Annotated in this window: 12 protein-coding genes; 8 read left to right on the top strand and 4 right to left on the bottom strand. The window is 40.6% G+C overall.

Annotated features, from left to right (window positions below):
• Window positions 1–6: 6 nt before the first annotated feature.
• From moaC to JBW_RS13780, 4 genes are all read left to right on the top strand, one after another.
• A complete protein-coding gene (gene moaC / locus JBW_RS13795; RefSeq protein WP_007953883.1) occupies window positions 7–498 on the top strand; it encodes a cyclic pyranopterin monophosphate synthase MoaC in 492 nt (163 codons plus the stop codon).
• The gene (locus JBW_RS13790) at window positions 483–1,430 is read left to right on the top strand and encodes an MOSC domain-containing protein (RefSeq protein WP_007953884.1); all 948 of its coding nucleotides are present in this window, start codon (window positions 483–485) and stop codon (window positions 1,428–1,430) included. Before moaC ends, JBW_RS13790 begins: the two co-directional genes overlap by 16 nt.
• Window positions 1,431–1,470: 40 nt before the next feature.
• Window positions 1,471–3,483: a molybdopterin-dependent oxidoreductase gene (locus tag JBW_RS13785; protein ID WP_036680367.1), complete on the top strand. Its 2,013-nt coding sequence runs from the start codon at window positions 1,471–1,473 to the stop codon at window positions 3,481–3,483.
• A gap of 166 nt (window positions 3,484–3,649) precedes the next feature.
• Window positions 3,650–3,940, top strand: coding sequence for a hypothetical protein (locus JBW_RS13780; protein ID WP_007953886.1), 291 nt, complete (start codon window positions 3,650–3,652; stop codon window positions 3,938–3,940).
• On the opposite strand, the gene JBW_RS13775 is transcribed toward JBW_RS13780, so the two are convergent.
• Genes JBW_RS13775 through JBW_RS13765 form a run of 3 tightly spaced genes read right to left on the bottom strand, consistent with a single transcriptional unit; the run spans window position 3,941 to window position 8,131 of the window.
• Complete coding sequence (locus tag JBW_RS13775; protein ID WP_007953887.1) at window positions 3,941–5,233, bottom strand: aspartate aminotransferase family protein; 1,293 nt, start codon at window positions 5,231–5,233, stop codon at window positions 3,941–3,943.
• Between the two features lie 45 nt (window positions 5,234–5,278).
• Window positions 5,279–7,225 (bottom strand): peptidase U32 family protein, encoded by a 1,947-nt coding sequence (locus JBW_RS13770; RefSeq protein ID WP_007953888.1) that lies wholly within the window; start codon window positions 7,223–7,225, stop codon window positions 5,279–5,281.
• 36 nt (window positions 7,226–7,261) lie between these two features.
• Window positions 7,262–8,131 (bottom strand): ABC transporter substrate-binding protein, encoded by an 870-nt coding sequence (locus tag JBW_RS13765; protein ID WP_007953889.1) that lies wholly within the window; start codon window positions 8,129–8,131, stop codon window positions 7,262–7,264.
• A gap of 231 nt (window positions 8,132–8,362) precedes the next feature.
• On the opposite strand from JBW_RS13765, the gene JBW_RS13760 reads away from it, so the two are divergent.
• Window positions 8,363–11,791, top strand: a complete 3,429-nt coding sequence (locus tag JBW_RS13760) for a DNA polymerase III subunit alpha (protein WP_007953890.1) — start codon at window positions 8,363–8,365, stop codon at window positions 11,789–11,791.
• 36 nt (window positions 11,792–11,827) lie between these two features.
• Here JBW_RS13760 and JBW_RS13755 read toward each other — a convergent pair whose 3' ends face one another.
• The gene (locus tag JBW_RS13755) at window positions 11,828–12,406 is read right to left on the bottom strand and encodes a YdcF family protein (RefSeq protein ID WP_007953891.1); all 579 of its coding nucleotides are present in this window, start codon (window positions 12,404–12,406) and stop codon (window positions 11,828–11,830) included.
• Between the two features lie 254 nt (window positions 12,407–12,660).
• On the opposite strand from JBW_RS13755, the gene JBW_RS13750 reads away from it, so the two are divergent.
• The 3 genes from JBW_RS13750 (at window position 12,661) to JBW_RS13740 (ending at window position 16,133) form a co-directional block, all read left to right on the top strand.
• The gene (locus JBW_RS13750) at window positions 12,661–12,861 is read left to right on the top strand and encodes a hypothetical protein (RefSeq protein ID WP_007953892.1); all 201 of its coding nucleotides are present in this window, start codon (window positions 12,661–12,663) and stop codon (window positions 12,859–12,861) included.
• Between the two features lie 43 nt (window positions 12,862–12,904).
• Complete coding sequence (pyk, locus tag JBW_RS13745; protein ID WP_007953893.1) at window positions 12,905–14,659, top strand: pyruvate kinase; 1,755 nt, start codon at window positions 12,905–12,907, stop codon at window positions 14,657–14,659.
• A 121-nt stretch (window positions 14,660–14,780) separates the two neighbouring features.
• Window positions 14,781–16,133, top strand: coding sequence for a hypothetical protein (locus JBW_RS13740; RefSeq protein ID WP_235333782.1), 1,353 nt, complete (start codon window positions 14,781–14,783; stop codon window positions 16,131–16,133).
• Window positions 16,134–16,137 lie beyond the last annotated feature (4 nt).

Raw genomic sequence — 16,137 nt, 5'->3', positions numbered from 1 at the left:
AAAATTATGGCAGAATTTACTCATTTTAACGCCCAGGGCGAAAGCCACATGGTAGATGTCAGTGGTAAACATATAACGCAAAGACAAGCAGTAGCTCGTGGACAAATTTTTATGGAAAAAGAAACACTAGAGAAAATATATGACAGTCAAATTGCCAAAGGCAATGTGTTAGAAGTAGCACGTTTGGCAGGTATCATGGCTGCAAAGCAGACACAGCATCTCATACCTCTTTGCCATCCTCTATTAATTAGTTCAGTTGAGATCCATTTTACCAGGGAGCAGCGATCAATCATGATAGAAGCTGCTGTCAGGGTAAGCGGGCAAACAGGCGTAGAGATGGAGGCCATGACCGCCGTTAGCGTTGCAGCTCTGACAGTATATGATATGTGTAAGGCAATTGATCGTTCTATGGTAATAGCAAACATTTGCTTAATGAAAAAAGAAGGCGGTAAGAGCGGCCTGTTTGAAAGGAAGGATGATTCATGCCTGCAAAAATAGCTGCTGTTTGTATCAGCAGGGAAAAAGGGGTTCGCAAAGAAAATATAGGTGAGGCTAAGTTGAGAGCAAATTGGGGGATGGAAGGCGATGCTCACGCAGGAAAATGGCATCGCCAGATCAGCTTGCTTAGTGTAGATAGTATTGAAAAAATGAAGGAAATCGGCAGAAAAAAAGGTTTGGAACTCGTTCCGGGAGACTTTGCTGAAAATCTCACGACGGAAGGGTTAGAGCTTTTCAAACTACCTGTTGGAACCTATTTGAAGGCAGGAGAAACCTTACTGGAAGTAACTCAAATCGGCAAGAGTTGTCATCATCATTGCGAAATTTTCAAGCAGGTTGGTCAGTGCGTTATGCCGAAAGAAGGCATTTTTACCCGAGTACTAGTTGGCGGAAGGGTTAAAGCAGAGGATGGGATTGAAGTTTGGCACGGTATACCAGTAGGCATTATTACGGCCAGTGACAAGGGGGCAATTGGAGAAAGAGAAGATACCAGTGCCAAAGAAATTGAGAAACTTGTGCCGAATATAAAAGGGCAGGTGATTGACTATCGTATACTGCCTGATGACCAGGATGTATTAGTAGAGGCCATGACAGAAATGGTAGATCAACTTGGTGTGGGGCTTTTGCTTACCACAGGAGGGACTGGATTTTCACCAAGGGACGTAACCCCTGAAGCTACATTGCGTGTTATTGAAAGGGCTGTTCCTGGTTTACCAGAAGCCATGAGGCGAGAGAGCGCTGCGATATCTCCAAGAGCGATGTTAAGCCGAGCAGTAGCAGGTATTCGCGGCAAATGTTTGATTGTAAATTTGCCGGGTAGTCCTAAAGCAGTGCGGGAATGCTTGGAAATTATTTTACCTGTACTGCCTCATGCTCTTGAGATTCTCCGCGGTACGGGTGGTGAGTGTGGAGCAGAAAAAGGCTGTAAGTAAGGAGAAATGGATGATTAAAAGTTCAATAGGAGGTTACGTGGTGAATCCTAAAATCGAAGTAAAGCGATCGGTTTGTCCCTATGATTGTCCTGATACCTGCGGACTTATGGTGGAAACTGTGGAGGGGAAAGCCGTAAGAGTTACAGGAGATCCAGAACATCCTCATACGAGAGGAACTTTATGTTCTAAAATGAATCATTATGAGAAAACAGTGCATTCCCCAGAGCGGTTAACGAAACCTTTATTACGGACTGGACCAAAAGGTGCAGGAGAATTTAAAGAGATTTCCTGGGAGGAGGCAATCTTTCATATTAAAGAACGCTGGCAAGGGATTATTGCTGAGTATGGCGCACAGGCGATATTGCCTTACTCCTATGCGGGAACAATGGGCATGGTGCAGCGTAATATTGGTGAGGCTTTTTTTCATCGTTTAGGGGCAGCTCGTTTAGAACGGACAATTTGTTCTTCAGCTAAGGGATATGGTTGGTCGGCAGTTATGGGTTCGAGTTTAGCGCCTCATCCTCAAGAAGTGTCAGCAAGTGATTTAATTATTCTTTGGGGGACGAATATTCTAGCGACGAATATTCATTTGCTGTATCAGATACGGGAGGCTAAAAAGGCAGGAGCAGTGGTTTGGCTGATTGAGACCTATCAATCATCAGCGGCTCAATTTGCTGATAAGGTAATAATGGTACGACCTGGCAGTGATGGTGCCTTGGCTTTGGGTATGATGAGTGTCTTAGTTGACAAAAAGTTAATAGATGAAGAGTTTGTTGCCAGGCATGTACAAGGATTTGAAGCCTTCGAAAAAGAATCTTTACCTGAATATTCATTAGATGTAGTAAGTAAAATTACCGGAATTGATGCTGCTAGTATTGAGGAGATTGCGATCCTATATGGAGAGGCACGGGCTCCTTTTATAGTTATGGGCAGTGGCTTATCGCGATATGGTAATGGCGCAATGACAGTCCGTGCCATCACATGTCTCCCGGCTCTTGTGGGAGCTTGGGCAAAAGTGGGGGGCGGGCTATTAGCAAGTATTGGTACAGGAAGTGCTTTTGCTATGGATTCGATAACCCGGGAGGACTTTATGCAAGAACCCACCCGAATTGTAAATATGAATCAACTAGGTCATGCTTTGCAGCAGATAGAAAATCCTCCTATTATGAGTATGTATGTATATCATTCAAATCCTGCTATTGTTGCACCAGATCAGAATGCTGTAGTGAAAGGGCTTTTGCGGGAAGATCTGTTTACAATTGTTCATGAACGTTTCATGACCGATACAGCTCGTTATGCGGATCTGGTGCTGCCAGCTACCAGTTCTTTAGAGCACTCCGATATCTATCGCTCTTATGGGCATTATTGTGTTCAACGAGCCTATCCGGTGATTCCACCAGTAGGAGAAGCAAAAGCCAATTGGGATGTTTTCAGGTTATTAGCAAGTGCTATGGGATTTGAGGAACCTTTTTTTGAGCAAACAACTGATGAAATCATTCAGCAGTTGCTAGACGCCCCTAAACCATGGCTGGCACAAATTGATATAAATAAGGTGCAGGAGGGGATGGCAGCAGAATTGCCGCTGCCGCCTGATTACAAAATATCATTTAAAACTCCATCGGGAAAAATTGAAATTTTTAATCCGCGGGAAATAGATCCCCTCCCTACGTATAATCCATCTCATGGTGATAATGCACCTTTTTGGCTCATGAATGCTCCAGGTTTATATTCACTTAACTCCTCCTTTAATGAACGGTCTGATCTTTTGGAAAAAAGAAAAGCGATGTATTTAATGATGAATCCCGATGATGCTAAAAAGAAGGGATTTAAAAATGGGCAGGAGGTTATTGCTTTTAATGAACGAGGCGAAGTTGTATTTATTCTAAAAATAGCCTCTGAAGTTCCGGGTGAAGTTGTTGTGACAGAAGGGATCTTCTGGATCAAAAATACCCCTGGACAAAGTTCAGTGAATGCATTAACATCCCAGCGGCTTACAGATCGTGGAGCAGCGAGTACCTTTTACGATACAAAGGTTGATGTTCGTTCAAAATAATTAAAAAATTAATCTTTTTCACTAGCTACATTGTGGCAGGATTGAATTTGGTTATATATTTTGTACATAAAATCTGAGATTTTGGTAATAGTTAATGGTAAGTTAGAATAAATTAAACTAGCACACTTATTTACAGGCAAATTGAACTAAGTAAGGAGTGACTGTTATGAGAACTTTGTTTAAAGAAAAGATAGGTAAATTTGGATCTTTAATAAGCATTTTAGCGTTAATGACAATGTTGACGCTATTTTCCCTCTTTATACCTGAACTGATGGCATCAGCAGCGGGGCGGGTCTTTGTCGGCTTGTGGGCAATGATAGCAATCGTAGCGTTTATTGCTCATGCAAGAACAATAAAAGCAGTTAAACGACGCCCGTCACAATTACAAGTTATGCTAAAAAAAGAAGAGCATACCCATAAACGGATACGCCCGGAACGCTTAATGCGTGGATTATAGTTATATCTTTATAGAAGATAGTACATCATCTAAGTTATTTAGCAACCGATGAAGATCTTCATCGGTAATTACCAGCGGTGGCTGAAATGCCAGGACATTACGGTTAGGGCCATTCTTACCGACTAAAATACCACGATCTTTCATTTCTTCCAAAATTAAATCAGTTTCTTTAATTGCAGGTGTTTTATCGCTATATACTAATTCCACGCCAATCATAAGTCCCAAACCGCGTATGTCTCCGATAATAGGATGTTTTTGCTGTAGGACAGTAAGACCGTCCTTTAGTATCTTGCCTAGTACAGCGGCTTTGCCAGGGAGATCATGCTTGGTAAGATAATGCAGCGTCGCTAGACTTGCAGCAGCTGTTACAGGATTTCCACCTAAAGTAGATGCTCCAGGACGAGTATAGACATCTGCAATTTCGGCTCTGGCAGTGAAGGCTCCAACAGGTGTGCCATTGGCAAGTGCCTTTGCCATTGTCATGATATCCGCTTCTACGTCATAATGTTCCATGGCAAATAATGTACCTGTACGGCCAAAACCAGTTTGGACTTCATCAACGATTAATAAAATACCATAGGCATCCAGAATTGATTTGACGCGTTTAAAATAATCTAATGGTGGAGTAATCATACCACCATTGCCTTGAATCGGTTCGACAAACATGGCAGCCACTTTTCCGGAAGTGGCTGTTTTTATTATCGTTTCAATCTCATTTGCACAGGCTAGATCGCATTCAGGATATTTTTTATCTAAGGGACAGCGGTAGCAGTAAGCATTAGGGGCGAAGTTAATGCCGCCAACAGGAGTATTGTCAGTGCGCCACATACTAAGACCAGTGAGGCTCATTCCTAATTTAGTACGCCCATGCAGCCCTTGCCGTAAACTGATGAATTCAGAACTCCCTGTGTATAAAGACGCTAACAAAGCAGCGCCTTCATTGGCTTCACTGCCGCTAGAACAAAAAAATGTTTTCTGTAACCTTCCAGGTGTGAGCTGGGCTAATTGTTCCGCTAGATTTACAATGTTTTCTGTTAAGTAAATCGTACAAGTATGCTGCAATGTGTTTACTTGATCACAGATTGCTTTGGTAATTTCGGGATTGCAGTGACCGCAGTTAACAACGGATACACCAGCGAAACAGTCCAGATATTCTTTACCGGTGGAGTCATATAAATATTGCATTTCACCCCGGACTAATTGCATAGGTTGATTATAAAAGTGATATGCGCAGGGAATCAAATATTCCCGCTTTTTACGTAAAATTTCTTCAGGGCCAATATAGTGATTCAAAACAATCTCACCTTTCGATTTTTTATAGGACGAGGAATTTTTAAATTACTTGGATAAGCGGTAACGGAAAGTGCCGATACCTAATTCTCTGGGACTTGCTGCTGCAATTTTTTCTAGCTGGCTTCTATCGAAGTGATAGGTTGATTGCTCGGCGGCGATTTTATCAAGTTCTTCACGATAAATTTTTGTAACCAGTCCAACAAGTTCCGGAGTATAATATTGACCTTCAATGCGATAATTCTGTACAGTCCTTAAGGAGTGCAAATGGGGTAATAAACACAAGTCTTTAGCAAAGAGAAGGTTGCTGCGTCCATATTGATCTACCATAATAGGATGCTGCTGGCCTGCTGTATCCAGCAAAGCGTATCGAGTTGTATCCAGTGTCGGATCATAGTCGCTTTGATACTGGTTAGTAAGTACAGCTTCTGGTATGGAATGATCGGTAATCATTGCTGGCAATGAACCATGAACAATGAATTCTAAAGGAAGGGGACTATTCTCAACCAATTGCATGATTTGTTCATAAGTAGCTTCGAGAGAAATCGTGGCTTTTTTCACATTGTTATTTTTTAGCAACTGTGCTGTCACATGGTTGAAGACATTAAAAGAGAATTCAGCTTGTAGTGGAAGAGTAGAATGTTGCTGAGCCAAAGTCAAGGCACCTAAATTTCCGACCATTAAGCCATAGGGATTTATTTTTGCAAGGGAACTGAAAAATTGTTCTAATTCACCACATTCTCGTTCCATCGTAATGCGAGGTGTCGTAATAATAACTTTTGCATCATATTTATCAGCTTCTTCTACTGCTTGTACCATTGTCTGGAGCGTCCATGGAATACCAGGTTTTGCGACTTCGCCACCGATATAGATCGTATTAGCACCATTTTGGCAAGCGGCAATCAGGGAAGCTAGATCAGCAACGTGAACACTTAATGCAGGATCAAAGGGCTTGTTTGTTGGATTTGGAAGTGATCGTTTGGCAAGGGTTGCCATATCCGCTTCTCGTACGGCCTGACTGAAGAAACGTGGTTCACGTTTACCACTATAACCAATAGCTGTTGCTCCAGGATTGCCTAAGGCATAGCACGTGGAAAAGTCTCGGGAGCGAGTGTTCTGTAAGTTTTCCCAATCTTGTAAATCAGGTGTGTATCCCATTGGATCTGCAATATAACAATCAATGGCTTTACGGTATGTTTTAACAATGCCACTCACAAAATCCGCAGTACGCATGCGCCCTTCAATTTTGAAAGAGGATACACCTGCTTGGATCAGTTCAGGCAGTTTCATATACAAGCACATATCTTTCATGGCTAATTTGTAAGGACCAGGGGCCTGATCGTCGATGGGAATACCTGTTGCTGCATCTACTAATTGGTACGGCCAACGGCACGGTTTTAGACAGCGGCCCCGATTGGAACTTTGTCCAAAAACAACTCCTGATTGTACACATTGACCACTATGGGAAATGCACATATCACCATGAATAAAATACTCTACTTCAATACCAGTACGTTCTTTTAGTAAGCTAAGCTGGGATAAGGACATTTCGCGGTTTACGACTACGCGGCTGATTCCATAGCCTTGTAATGCACGTACAGCATGTTCGTTATGAGTATTCATCATAATTGAAGCATGTAAGGGAACGTTCAGATTCATTTCACGAGCCAATTGTAAAATGGATAAATCTTGTACAATGAGTGCATCTGGCTTTAATTCATCAAGGAGTTTAAGGTAGGAGCGCATATTATCAAGCTCACGGTCACTAATTAGGTTGTTGACAGTGACATGTAAGGCGACATTGTGACGGTGGGCATATTCAATCGCTTTGCCAAGGGTAGCATCATCAAAATTGGCAGTTGTTTTAAACATACGCATATTAAAGCGTTTACCGCCTAAATAAACCGCATTTGCTCCGGCTTCAATCGCGGCTTCTAATACATCCCATGTGCCAACGGGAGCGAGTAATTCTACAGAATCTCGTGTTAATAACATTTTTTCATCTCCAGCAATTTAATTAGATAATTAGTTTTATTCAAAAACTTCTGTGGCTTCTTCTTTTAAATCTTCGGAAAAAGATATCCCTAAATTTTCCGCCGTAAACTGATTCAGCCAAATTTCTGGTGATTTTACAGTATCGACAGGGATTTGGCTAGGGCTAGCACCCTTTAGAATTTGCTTCGCTTTCACGGCACATTCTTTACCTAACTGATAGTGGTTAGCGACTAAACCAGCCAAGGCACCGTCAGGTATATTGGGTGCATGAGAAGCAATGATGGGAATTTCAAGGGTATCTGTATAGTAAACGATAGTGGCGAAATTATCTTCAATGACTTTTCCAATTGGCAAAAATAAAGCATCTAAATCATTAGGTAATATATCCGGTAAATTGGATAAATCCTCCGCCTCTTTTATAGGAATTTCTATAAATTGCACCTTAGGATTGTTTAATTTACGAAAGTTTGCTACTTCTACAATCGCATTAGAGTCCTCAGTATGATAAAGCATACCGATTTTTTGGATGGCAGGTAAGAGACGGTTTATAAAGTTTAATTTATCTTCTGCTTTGACCATGCCTGCAACTCCAGTTGCTTTACCGCCAGGCTCTGCCATGCTAAGTACCAAGTTAGCACCGATAGGATCAAATACAGGTGTAAACACTACTGGAATATCTTGTGTAAGTTTTACAGCAGCCGCAGCCGCTGGTGTCGAGCAAGCAAAGATGAGATCCACTTCTTTTTCGGCTAATTGATTCGCTAATTTAGCAAGCTGATCTATATTGCCATCGGCATTTAAATAATGAAACTCGGCATGAATACCGCGTTCTGTAAGTTCTGCTTTAAAACCATGGACGGCATCATCTAAATTTTGCGTCAATTGCAGAATGCCTATAGTATACAATTCACAACACCTCTTTAAACATTTATAACCTCTATATATTCAACTTATTTATAAAAATACCTGCGAAACATAACAAAAAATATACTGGTCTTACCCACAAAGACATCTGGTATTGGCCAGTCAGAAAGAATGAATTACATAGTAGTTCCGTTATTTCTTACTATAAAGTATAATAAAAAAGAACTTTTCTATAGGAATAAGAATTGTGTCATCTAAAAGGATGTGAAATAGATGGAAAAACAACCGCAGCATTCTAATGCTAGGTCATTTGTACATTTGCATGTACATACAGAATATAGCTTACTTGATGGCGCCAGCCGTATTGGAAGTTTGGTAAAACGAGCAAAGGAACTCAATATGCCAGCAATCGCGATTACCGATCACGGCACAATGTATGGTATCGTTGATTTTTATAAGCAAGCAAAAAAGCAAGGTATTAAACCCATCATTGGCTGTGAGGTCTATGTGGCTCCTCGTTCCCGGCGGGAAAGAAATATGGTGGAAGGGGAAGCCTATTATCATTTGGTATTATTGGCTGAAACCGATGAAGGATATCGTAATTTGATTGAGTTGGTATCGAGAGGAAATACCGAAGGTTTTTATTATAAACCGAGAGTTGATAAAGAATTGCTTAGCCAATATAGTAAGGGACTCATTTGCCTAAGTGCCTGCATTGCAGGGGAAATCCCTTCCTGGCTATTAAAAGATAATATCACTGTTGCTGAGGCGTTAATTCAAGAATATATTGACATATTTGGAAAAGATAATTTTTTTCTTGAAATCCAAGATCATGGGATACCAGAACAAAAAAAGGTAAATAAGCTTTTGATCGAAATGTCTCGTAAATTTGACGTTGGTTTAGTCGCGACCAATGACTTGCATTATATTAACAAGCAAGATGCAGAATGTCATGATGTGTTGTTATGCATTCAAATGGGGAAAACCGTAGATGATACTGCTAGAATGAAATTCTTCAGTGATGAATTTTATTTGAAAGATTTTGATGAAATGGCACAGTTATTTGGGGCGTATCCAGAAGCCCTTGCCAATACTTGCCGCATTGCAGAGCGTTGTAATGTGACCTTAGATTTTGGCAATTTATATTTGCCTGAATTTCCTGTACCAGGAGGTCTTACAGCAAATGACTATCTTGAAAAGCTGTGCCGGGATCATTTGAAAGAGCGCTACAGTGAAGTCACCCCAGAGATTAATGATCGTTTGGTCTTTGAGCTAGGCGTTATTATGAAGATGGATTATTCGGGGTACTTTTTAATTGTTTGGGATTTTATTAATTATGCCAGACAACAAGAAATCCCCGTAGGACCAGGCCGTGGATCGGCTGCGGGTAGTATTGTTGCATACTTATTGGGGATTACTAATATTGATCCGATTGCTTACGGCTTGTTGTTTGAACGATTTTTGAATCCTGAGCGGGTTACTATGCCCGATATTGATATTGATTTTTGTTATGTGAATCGCGGCAAGATCATTGAGTATGTATCGGATCGTTATGGTGCGGATCGGGTAGCCCAGATTATTACCTTTGGAACGATGGCTGCTAAAGGAGCTATTCGAGATGTAGGGCGAGCTTTAAATATGCCATATGGTGAAGTCGATCGAATCGCTAAAATGGTACCGAATGAATTGGGGATTACTCTGCGGCGGGCTTTGGAAATCAGTTCGGATTTTCGTGCTGCTTATGAAAATGAACCAGCGGTAGGAAAATTGTTAGATTTAGCTATGGCAGTTGAAGGATTGCCACGGCACGCTTCTACCCATGCTGCAGGGCTAGTGATTTCTAAAGAACCTTTGACCCATTATGTGCCGCTGCAAAATTCTGCCGAAGGTTTTTTAACGACGCAATATGATAAGGATAAAGTAGAAGAACTGGGCTTATTAAAGATGGACTTGTTAGGGCTTCGAACACTAACCGTTATTGGTGATACGATTAAGCTTGTACAGAAAAGTCGGGGCATTAAGATTGATATTGATCATATCCCCTTAGATGATCCTAAAGTAAGTGCTATGCTGACCAATGGTGATACAGCAGGTGTCTTTCAGTTAGAGTCAAGTGGTATCACTACTTTAGTGAAGGATCTAAGACCTGAATGTTTTGCCGATTTAATACCCTTAGTGGCGCTATATCGACCAGGTCCTTTAGGAAGTGGCATGGTAGAAGACTTTATCAATGGTCGGCATGGTAAAAAAACAGTTACGTATGTACATCCCTTATTAGAACCCATTTTATGTGATACCTTCGGCGTTATTTTGTATCAGGAACAAGTTATGCAGATTGCCTCGGTGATGGCTGGTTTTTCCTTGGGACAAGCGGATTTGCTAAGACGAGCCATGGGGAAAAAGAAACACGATGTACTAGATGCCCAACGGGAGAATTTCTTGCAGGGGGCTAGTGAGCGGGGCATTGAACGAAAGATGGCAGGGGAAATTTTTGATTTGATGGCACATTTTGCCGATTATGGTTTTAATAAGTCCCATAGTGCGGCTTATGCTTTGGTTGCCTATCAAACTGCTTATTTAAAGGCGAATTATCCTCAAGAATTTATGGCAGCTTTATTGTCAAGCGTCATGGGAACCAATGAGAAAATTGGCTCTTATATTGAGACTTGCCGTCAAATGGGTATTGATGTACTGCCGCCTGATATCAATGCCAGTCAAAGTAGTTTTAGTGTAGATGGGAATGGCATACGTTTCGGTTTGGCCGCAGTAAAAAACGTTGGCGAGAATGCCATCCAAAATATGGTGATTACTCGTGATGCCAATGGGAAATTTGAGTCGCTGGTAGATTTATGTACTAAAGTGGATATGCGCTTAATTAATAAACGGGTAATTGAAAGTTTAATTAAATGTGGTGCATTTGATTCATTGGGAGCAAAGCGTTCACAGTTGTTAGCAGTACTAGAACGAGCAATCGACATGGCTGCAGTGCGTCAGCGGGATAAGGTCAGTGGGCAGATCGGCTTGTTTTGTGAAGAAACTTTAAATGATGCAGATGAGATTAGTCTGCCGGATATTCCTGAGATCCCAAAAGAACAGATGCTGGTCTTGGAAAAAGAAATCACTGGCTTTTATGTAACGGGACATCCCTTAGATGCGTATAGAGAGAAGATGAACAGCTTCACTCCGCTAATTGAGTTGGTTACTGGTGAATATGGTGATGGCAAGAATATTAAAGTAGCGGGACTCATTATTAGTGCAAAGCGCATTACTACAAGGAATGGTGGAATGATGTGTTTTATTGCTCTGGAGGATTTTACAGAGCAGATAGAAGTCGTGATTTTCCCGAAAACCTTTGATAAATTTAATAAAATTTTATTACCAGATACGCCTGTTCGGGTATCTGGCAGATTGAGCATGAGTGAGGACAAGGCGAAAGTAATTGCAGATGATATTCAATTACTTGGTGATCCGCAAAATCTGGAAGTGCGGCTTAAAATTAGTAAAGTGCAAGAGAGTGGAGATATTTTTGAAAAATTAAAACAAACCTTCAGCAAATTTCCTGGCTCTAGCGTTGTCTTTTTGCATCTGATTGATAGTCGACGCGTGATAAAAACAGAACAGCAATTTTGGATTAGGCCCACTCCCGAGGCGATAGAAGCATTAGAAACTATCATTGGCAAAGGGCAGGTAACAGTTGCATAAATAAGAAAACACTTGGTCGTAAAACCAAGTGTTTTCTTATTTTCCTGTGAGAAACAGTATAGCGATAGCTGCTCCTTCTCGTACATATTGCTTTGTTGTGAGATAAGGGCTGCTAGCCATTGGTGCAGGACTGCCAGTAGCCTGTATTCCAAGGTTTTGGGCTAATAGCAAAGAACGGCGTATGTGTGAGGCATTCGAGACGATAACAGCGGTTCTTAAATTATTTACCTGCATAATTTTATGGGAATTAGCTAAATTTTGATAGGTATTAAAGGATTGATCTTCGAGTAAGATGCGTTCTGCTGGGATTCCGTGATTAAGAAGATATGCTTTCATACTGGCAGCTTCACTGATACTTTCATCTGGACCTTGCGCCCCACTGACAATAATGGTAGGGGCATAGCCAGCTTCATATAGCTTTATAGCTTCATCAAGACGTAAACGTAACATGAGACTCGGATCTTGACCAAGTATTTTAGTACCAAGGACAATAATGGTGTCACTCTTTACTGGCTGGGTGAGGTAGCCAACAACAATAATGGGGATTTCTATAACCAAAATCAATAGGAGAACAATATAAAGCATGTAGTTGCGTAGTTTTTTAAAAAAGTTCATTACGATCTCCTTTACGATATACAATCGTCCATATTATTATAATATGGTAGACAAGATATCACAAAGCTTCCTTAAATAATAAACGTTAGCTCCAAAGTAGATGAAGAAATTATATTTTTGGTCACGCCTAAGAAAAATTAGCAGGAATACGCTCTAATATGGAGAAAGCAATGTATAGATTTCATTTTGAAATAAGAATGCTTCATAGATTTATAGACAATTGTTAAAAAATGAAAGAAGTAGCAGGAGGAAATATGTGGACTGTAATATATATCGCAAAGAATAAAGCGCAAGCTGACAAGTTAAAGAATTTACTCTGTACAGAAGGAATCTTGGCAAATACTAGACAAGCTGGAGTTGCGTCTGTTGTCGGTGATGGCTTGTATGAAATATTAGTATTAGAATCAGAAGCAGATGAAGCTCATGCTATTCTTTGCCAACATGCAATAAAGTAATGATTCATAGATAATGGCAATGGTAAAACGAGGGGTGTACAACATGATAAAAAAGACGAAAATTATCTGTACATTAGGGCCAAGTACTGATAAGCCAGGTATTTTGGAAAGTTTATTAGAAGCTGGCATGAATATTAGTCGATTTAATTTCTCTCATGGATCTCATGAAGAGCAGGGAAAGCGTATCGGAATGTTGCGTACAGCCAGTAAACAATTGAATAAGAACATTGCCTTATTGCTAGATACCAAAGGACCAGAAATAAGGCTTGGTAAATTTGTCAACGGGAAAATTCAGTTAAAAATAGGACAAGCATTCACTTTGACATCAAAGGAGATCTTAGGAACTGTAAAGATGGCGTCTGTAAATTACAAGTCATTGCCACAAGAAGTAGCTGCTGGTAATACAATTTTATTATCAGACGGATTAGTCAGTCTTCATGTGGATGATGTAATCGGAGATGAGATTATTACCACTGTACAAAACAGTGGCGAAATTAGTGATCGTAAAAGAGTAGCGGTGCCTGGTGTGAGTCTTAATTTGCCTTTTTTGTCAGAAGAGGATAAGGCAGACATTTTATTTGGCGTTAACCAGGATATGGATTTTATTGCTGCGTCCTTTGTCCAGCGTGCAGCGGATATAATAGAGATTCGTAAATTATTAGAAGATGCGAATGGACAAATGGAGATTATTGCTAAGATCGAAAATGCTGAAGGCGTGAAAAATATTGATGAAATACTAAAAGTCGCTGATGGAATTATGGTAGCTAGAGGAGATTTAGGTGTAGAAATTCCTGCAGAAGAAGTTCCTATTGTGCAAAAAATCTTAATTGAAAAATGTAATAAGGCGGGGAAACCTGTTATTACCGCGACGCAAATGTTAGAATCAATGATGACTAATCCTCGCCCGACAAGGGCAGAAGCCAGTGATATTGCCAATGCTATTTTAGATGGAACCGATTGTATCATGCTCAGTGGTGAAACCGCGTCAGGATGCTATCCTGTTGAGACTCTGCAAACAATGGTGAGGATTGCCATGCGCACAGAAGAGTCTTTGAAATATAACACGCTTTTACTCTCGAAAGGTATGACATTGCAAAATACAACTACGGACGCGATTAGCCATGCTACGGTACAGATCGCTTATGAATTAAATGCTGCTGCAGTTATTACGGCGACAGAACATGGACATACAGCTCGCATGGTTTCGAAATATCGTCCTCAGGCCAACATCATTGCAGTTACGCCCCATGAGAAGACCCTACGTCGTATGATGCTGTTTTGGGGTGTTCAACCTGTTTTAGGCGTAACTACAAAAAATTCAGATGAAATGGTACAGAATGCTACCGCTAAATCCGTGGAACAAGGTTTAGTTATTGAAGGCGATTTAGTTGTTGTCACCGCGGGTGTACCTGCAGGAATGTCTGGTACAACCAATATGATTCGTGTTCATGTTGTAGGAAGCATCTTATTGCGAGGAGTTGGAATTGGTCAGCGATCGGTGTCTGGAAAGATTTGCATTGCTCACTCCATTAAAGAAGTTAAAAGCAAGTTTCGGCCGGGAGATATTTTAGTCGTAACAGGCATCGATGAAGAAACCGCTGTTTATGCATCTCAGGCAGCTGCCATTATTGCCGAGGAAGGCGGATTGACTTCTAATGCTGCTATCGTTGGTATTAGCGCTGGAATACCCACTATAATCGGGGTAGACGGTGCAGTGAAACGTTTGCAGGATGGAATGCTGGTTACTGTTGATGGGGCAAGAGGGCTCATCTATCAGGGAGAAATTAACGCTAGATAGAAAGCGGTATGATTCTTTTAAATTTTGTCACTGTTATAACTCATAAGGCTTCCGCTTAGGGCGGAGCCTTATGGTGCTTTAAAGAATCTAAGATGAGCGGAGGGTGTTGCTATTGTTCTGGGTGGCATCGATAAGCAGTGTTTTAACGATACTATTAATTCGTTATTACTATCGAAAATGTAATTGGAAATTTAAAATATTGACATTTCGTTTGAATACATTGATTCGCAGCTCCCGTAGGGATAAGAAAGTAGCGCAACGATTATTAAAACAAGTGTATGTACTTTTACATAAAAGTATCGCTAGTAATGATACTGCTATGGCTTATCAAGCGATTGATTTACTTAAGTTGGCTTTCGGCTATGGAATAATGCGTCAGGACGAGACAGTACGGTTAATGGCTATTAGTGTAGCAGCATTGAATGAGAAGCAACCTGATATGGTCAGCTTCATCTTGGATGCGTTTAGACCATTGATTCGTCAGCTATCACCTGAATGTATTCCTGGCGCAGCAGAGCAATTAACATTAATCGGTGTTATAGCGTTAAAGCAAAGACAAAATTTTTTAGTTGCGAAAATAACAGAATGCATTTTTTTAATTATGGACAGGGGAGATGCAGTTAAAGATGAAAAAATCATAACTGCAGCACTTACGTCTTTTAAGGCCATGGGTGTTTTAAGCTTGAGACGCCGTGATATTGCTTTATTTAGAGAAATGAGTACACGCTTATCCGCTTGGTTTACTGCAAACCAGCCTAACGAAGAGGTTGCGAAAGAGCTAGTAAGTATGTTAACAGCTTGGCTTCATCGTATTGTTGGAATCAATAACATGGCATTATTTGCGATGATAGAGGAGTTTACAGATGCTTTAATTCAATCAAAGGTACTCGATAGCCAGTTGGAATTATTATATGAAGAATGGGGCAATCTTGCAGCATCTGCTTGCCTAAATCCGAATAATTCGTTAGCCGGAAATATCCTGAAATTTTTGTTTTCCATCGCTATCTTGAGGCAGGATTACTGCCAGTGGGTAAAGGTAGTAGAGGTTGCGGGAAGAGTAATAAAGTTAACTGTTTCTCGTCATGGGATTTTAGGAGCTTTCACAGTATTCCATCCTATGCTGGAAGTGGGAAGGTCGTTATTATGGTCTGAACTGAGATTTGTTCAGTGCATTGATGAATACAAGCATAAGATGTTATTTGCAGTGGTTAAAGAATCCCTGATTATTATCTCTTTTGCTGCCAAACAAGAGCTAGTTGGTTCTTCGGGACAAACCATTGTAGACATTTTTAAGTGCTGGGTAGAGAACCCTGCTATGGCAGCAAATCATAAATCGATAAAAAAATATTGTCAAATGTTATTACTTTTTTGGTTAAAGGATAAACGAAAAGTAAAAAAGAATTTGCCTTATACGAATGTGCTTACTGAGCCTATATTATTTACAGATAGTGAGAGACTGCGATTTAAAATGTAATGAG

The sequence above is a fragment of the Pelosinus fermentans JBW45 genome, assembly GCF_000271665.2.
GTDB lineage: Bacteria > Bacillota > Negativicutes > DSM-13327 > DSM-13327 > Pelosinus > Pelosinus baikalensis.
The sequence above is the reverse complement of the archived record's forward strand: the minus strand, read 5'-3'. Positions and strand labels throughout refer to the sequence as shown.

Excerpts from the sequence above, each read along its gene's own strand:
- JBW_RS13750 (WP_007953892.1), top strand. The coding sequence starts at position 12,661 with ATGTGGACTGTAATATATATCGCAAAGAATAAAGCGCAAGCTGACAAG.
- JBW_RS13755 (WP_007953891.1), bottom strand. The coding sequence starts at position 12,406 with ATGAACTTTTTTAAAAAACTACGCAACTACATGCTTTATATTGTTCTC.
- JBW_RS13780 (WP_007953886.1), top strand. The coding sequence starts at position 3,650 with ATGAGAACTTTGTTTAAAGAAAAGATAGGTAAATTTGGATCTTTAATA.
- JBW_RS13760 (WP_007953890.1), top strand. The coding sequence starts at position 8,363 with ATGGAAAAACAACCGCAGCATTCTAATGCTAGGTCATTTGTACATTTG.
- pyk (WP_007953893.1), top strand. The coding sequence starts at position 12,905 with ATGATAAAAAAGACGAAAATTATCTGTACATTAGGGCCAAGTACTGAT.
- JBW_RS13790 (WP_007953884.1), top strand. The coding sequence starts at position 483 with ATGCCTGCAAAAATAGCTGCTGTTTGTATCAGCAGGGAAAAAGGGGTT.
- JBW_RS13770 (WP_007953888.1), bottom strand. The coding sequence starts at position 7,225 with ATGTTATTAACACGAGATTCTGTAGAATTACTCGCTCCCGTTGGCACA.
- moaC (WP_007953883.1), top strand. The coding sequence starts at position 7 with ATGGCAGAATTTACTCATTTTAACGCCCAGGGCGAAAGCCACATGGTA.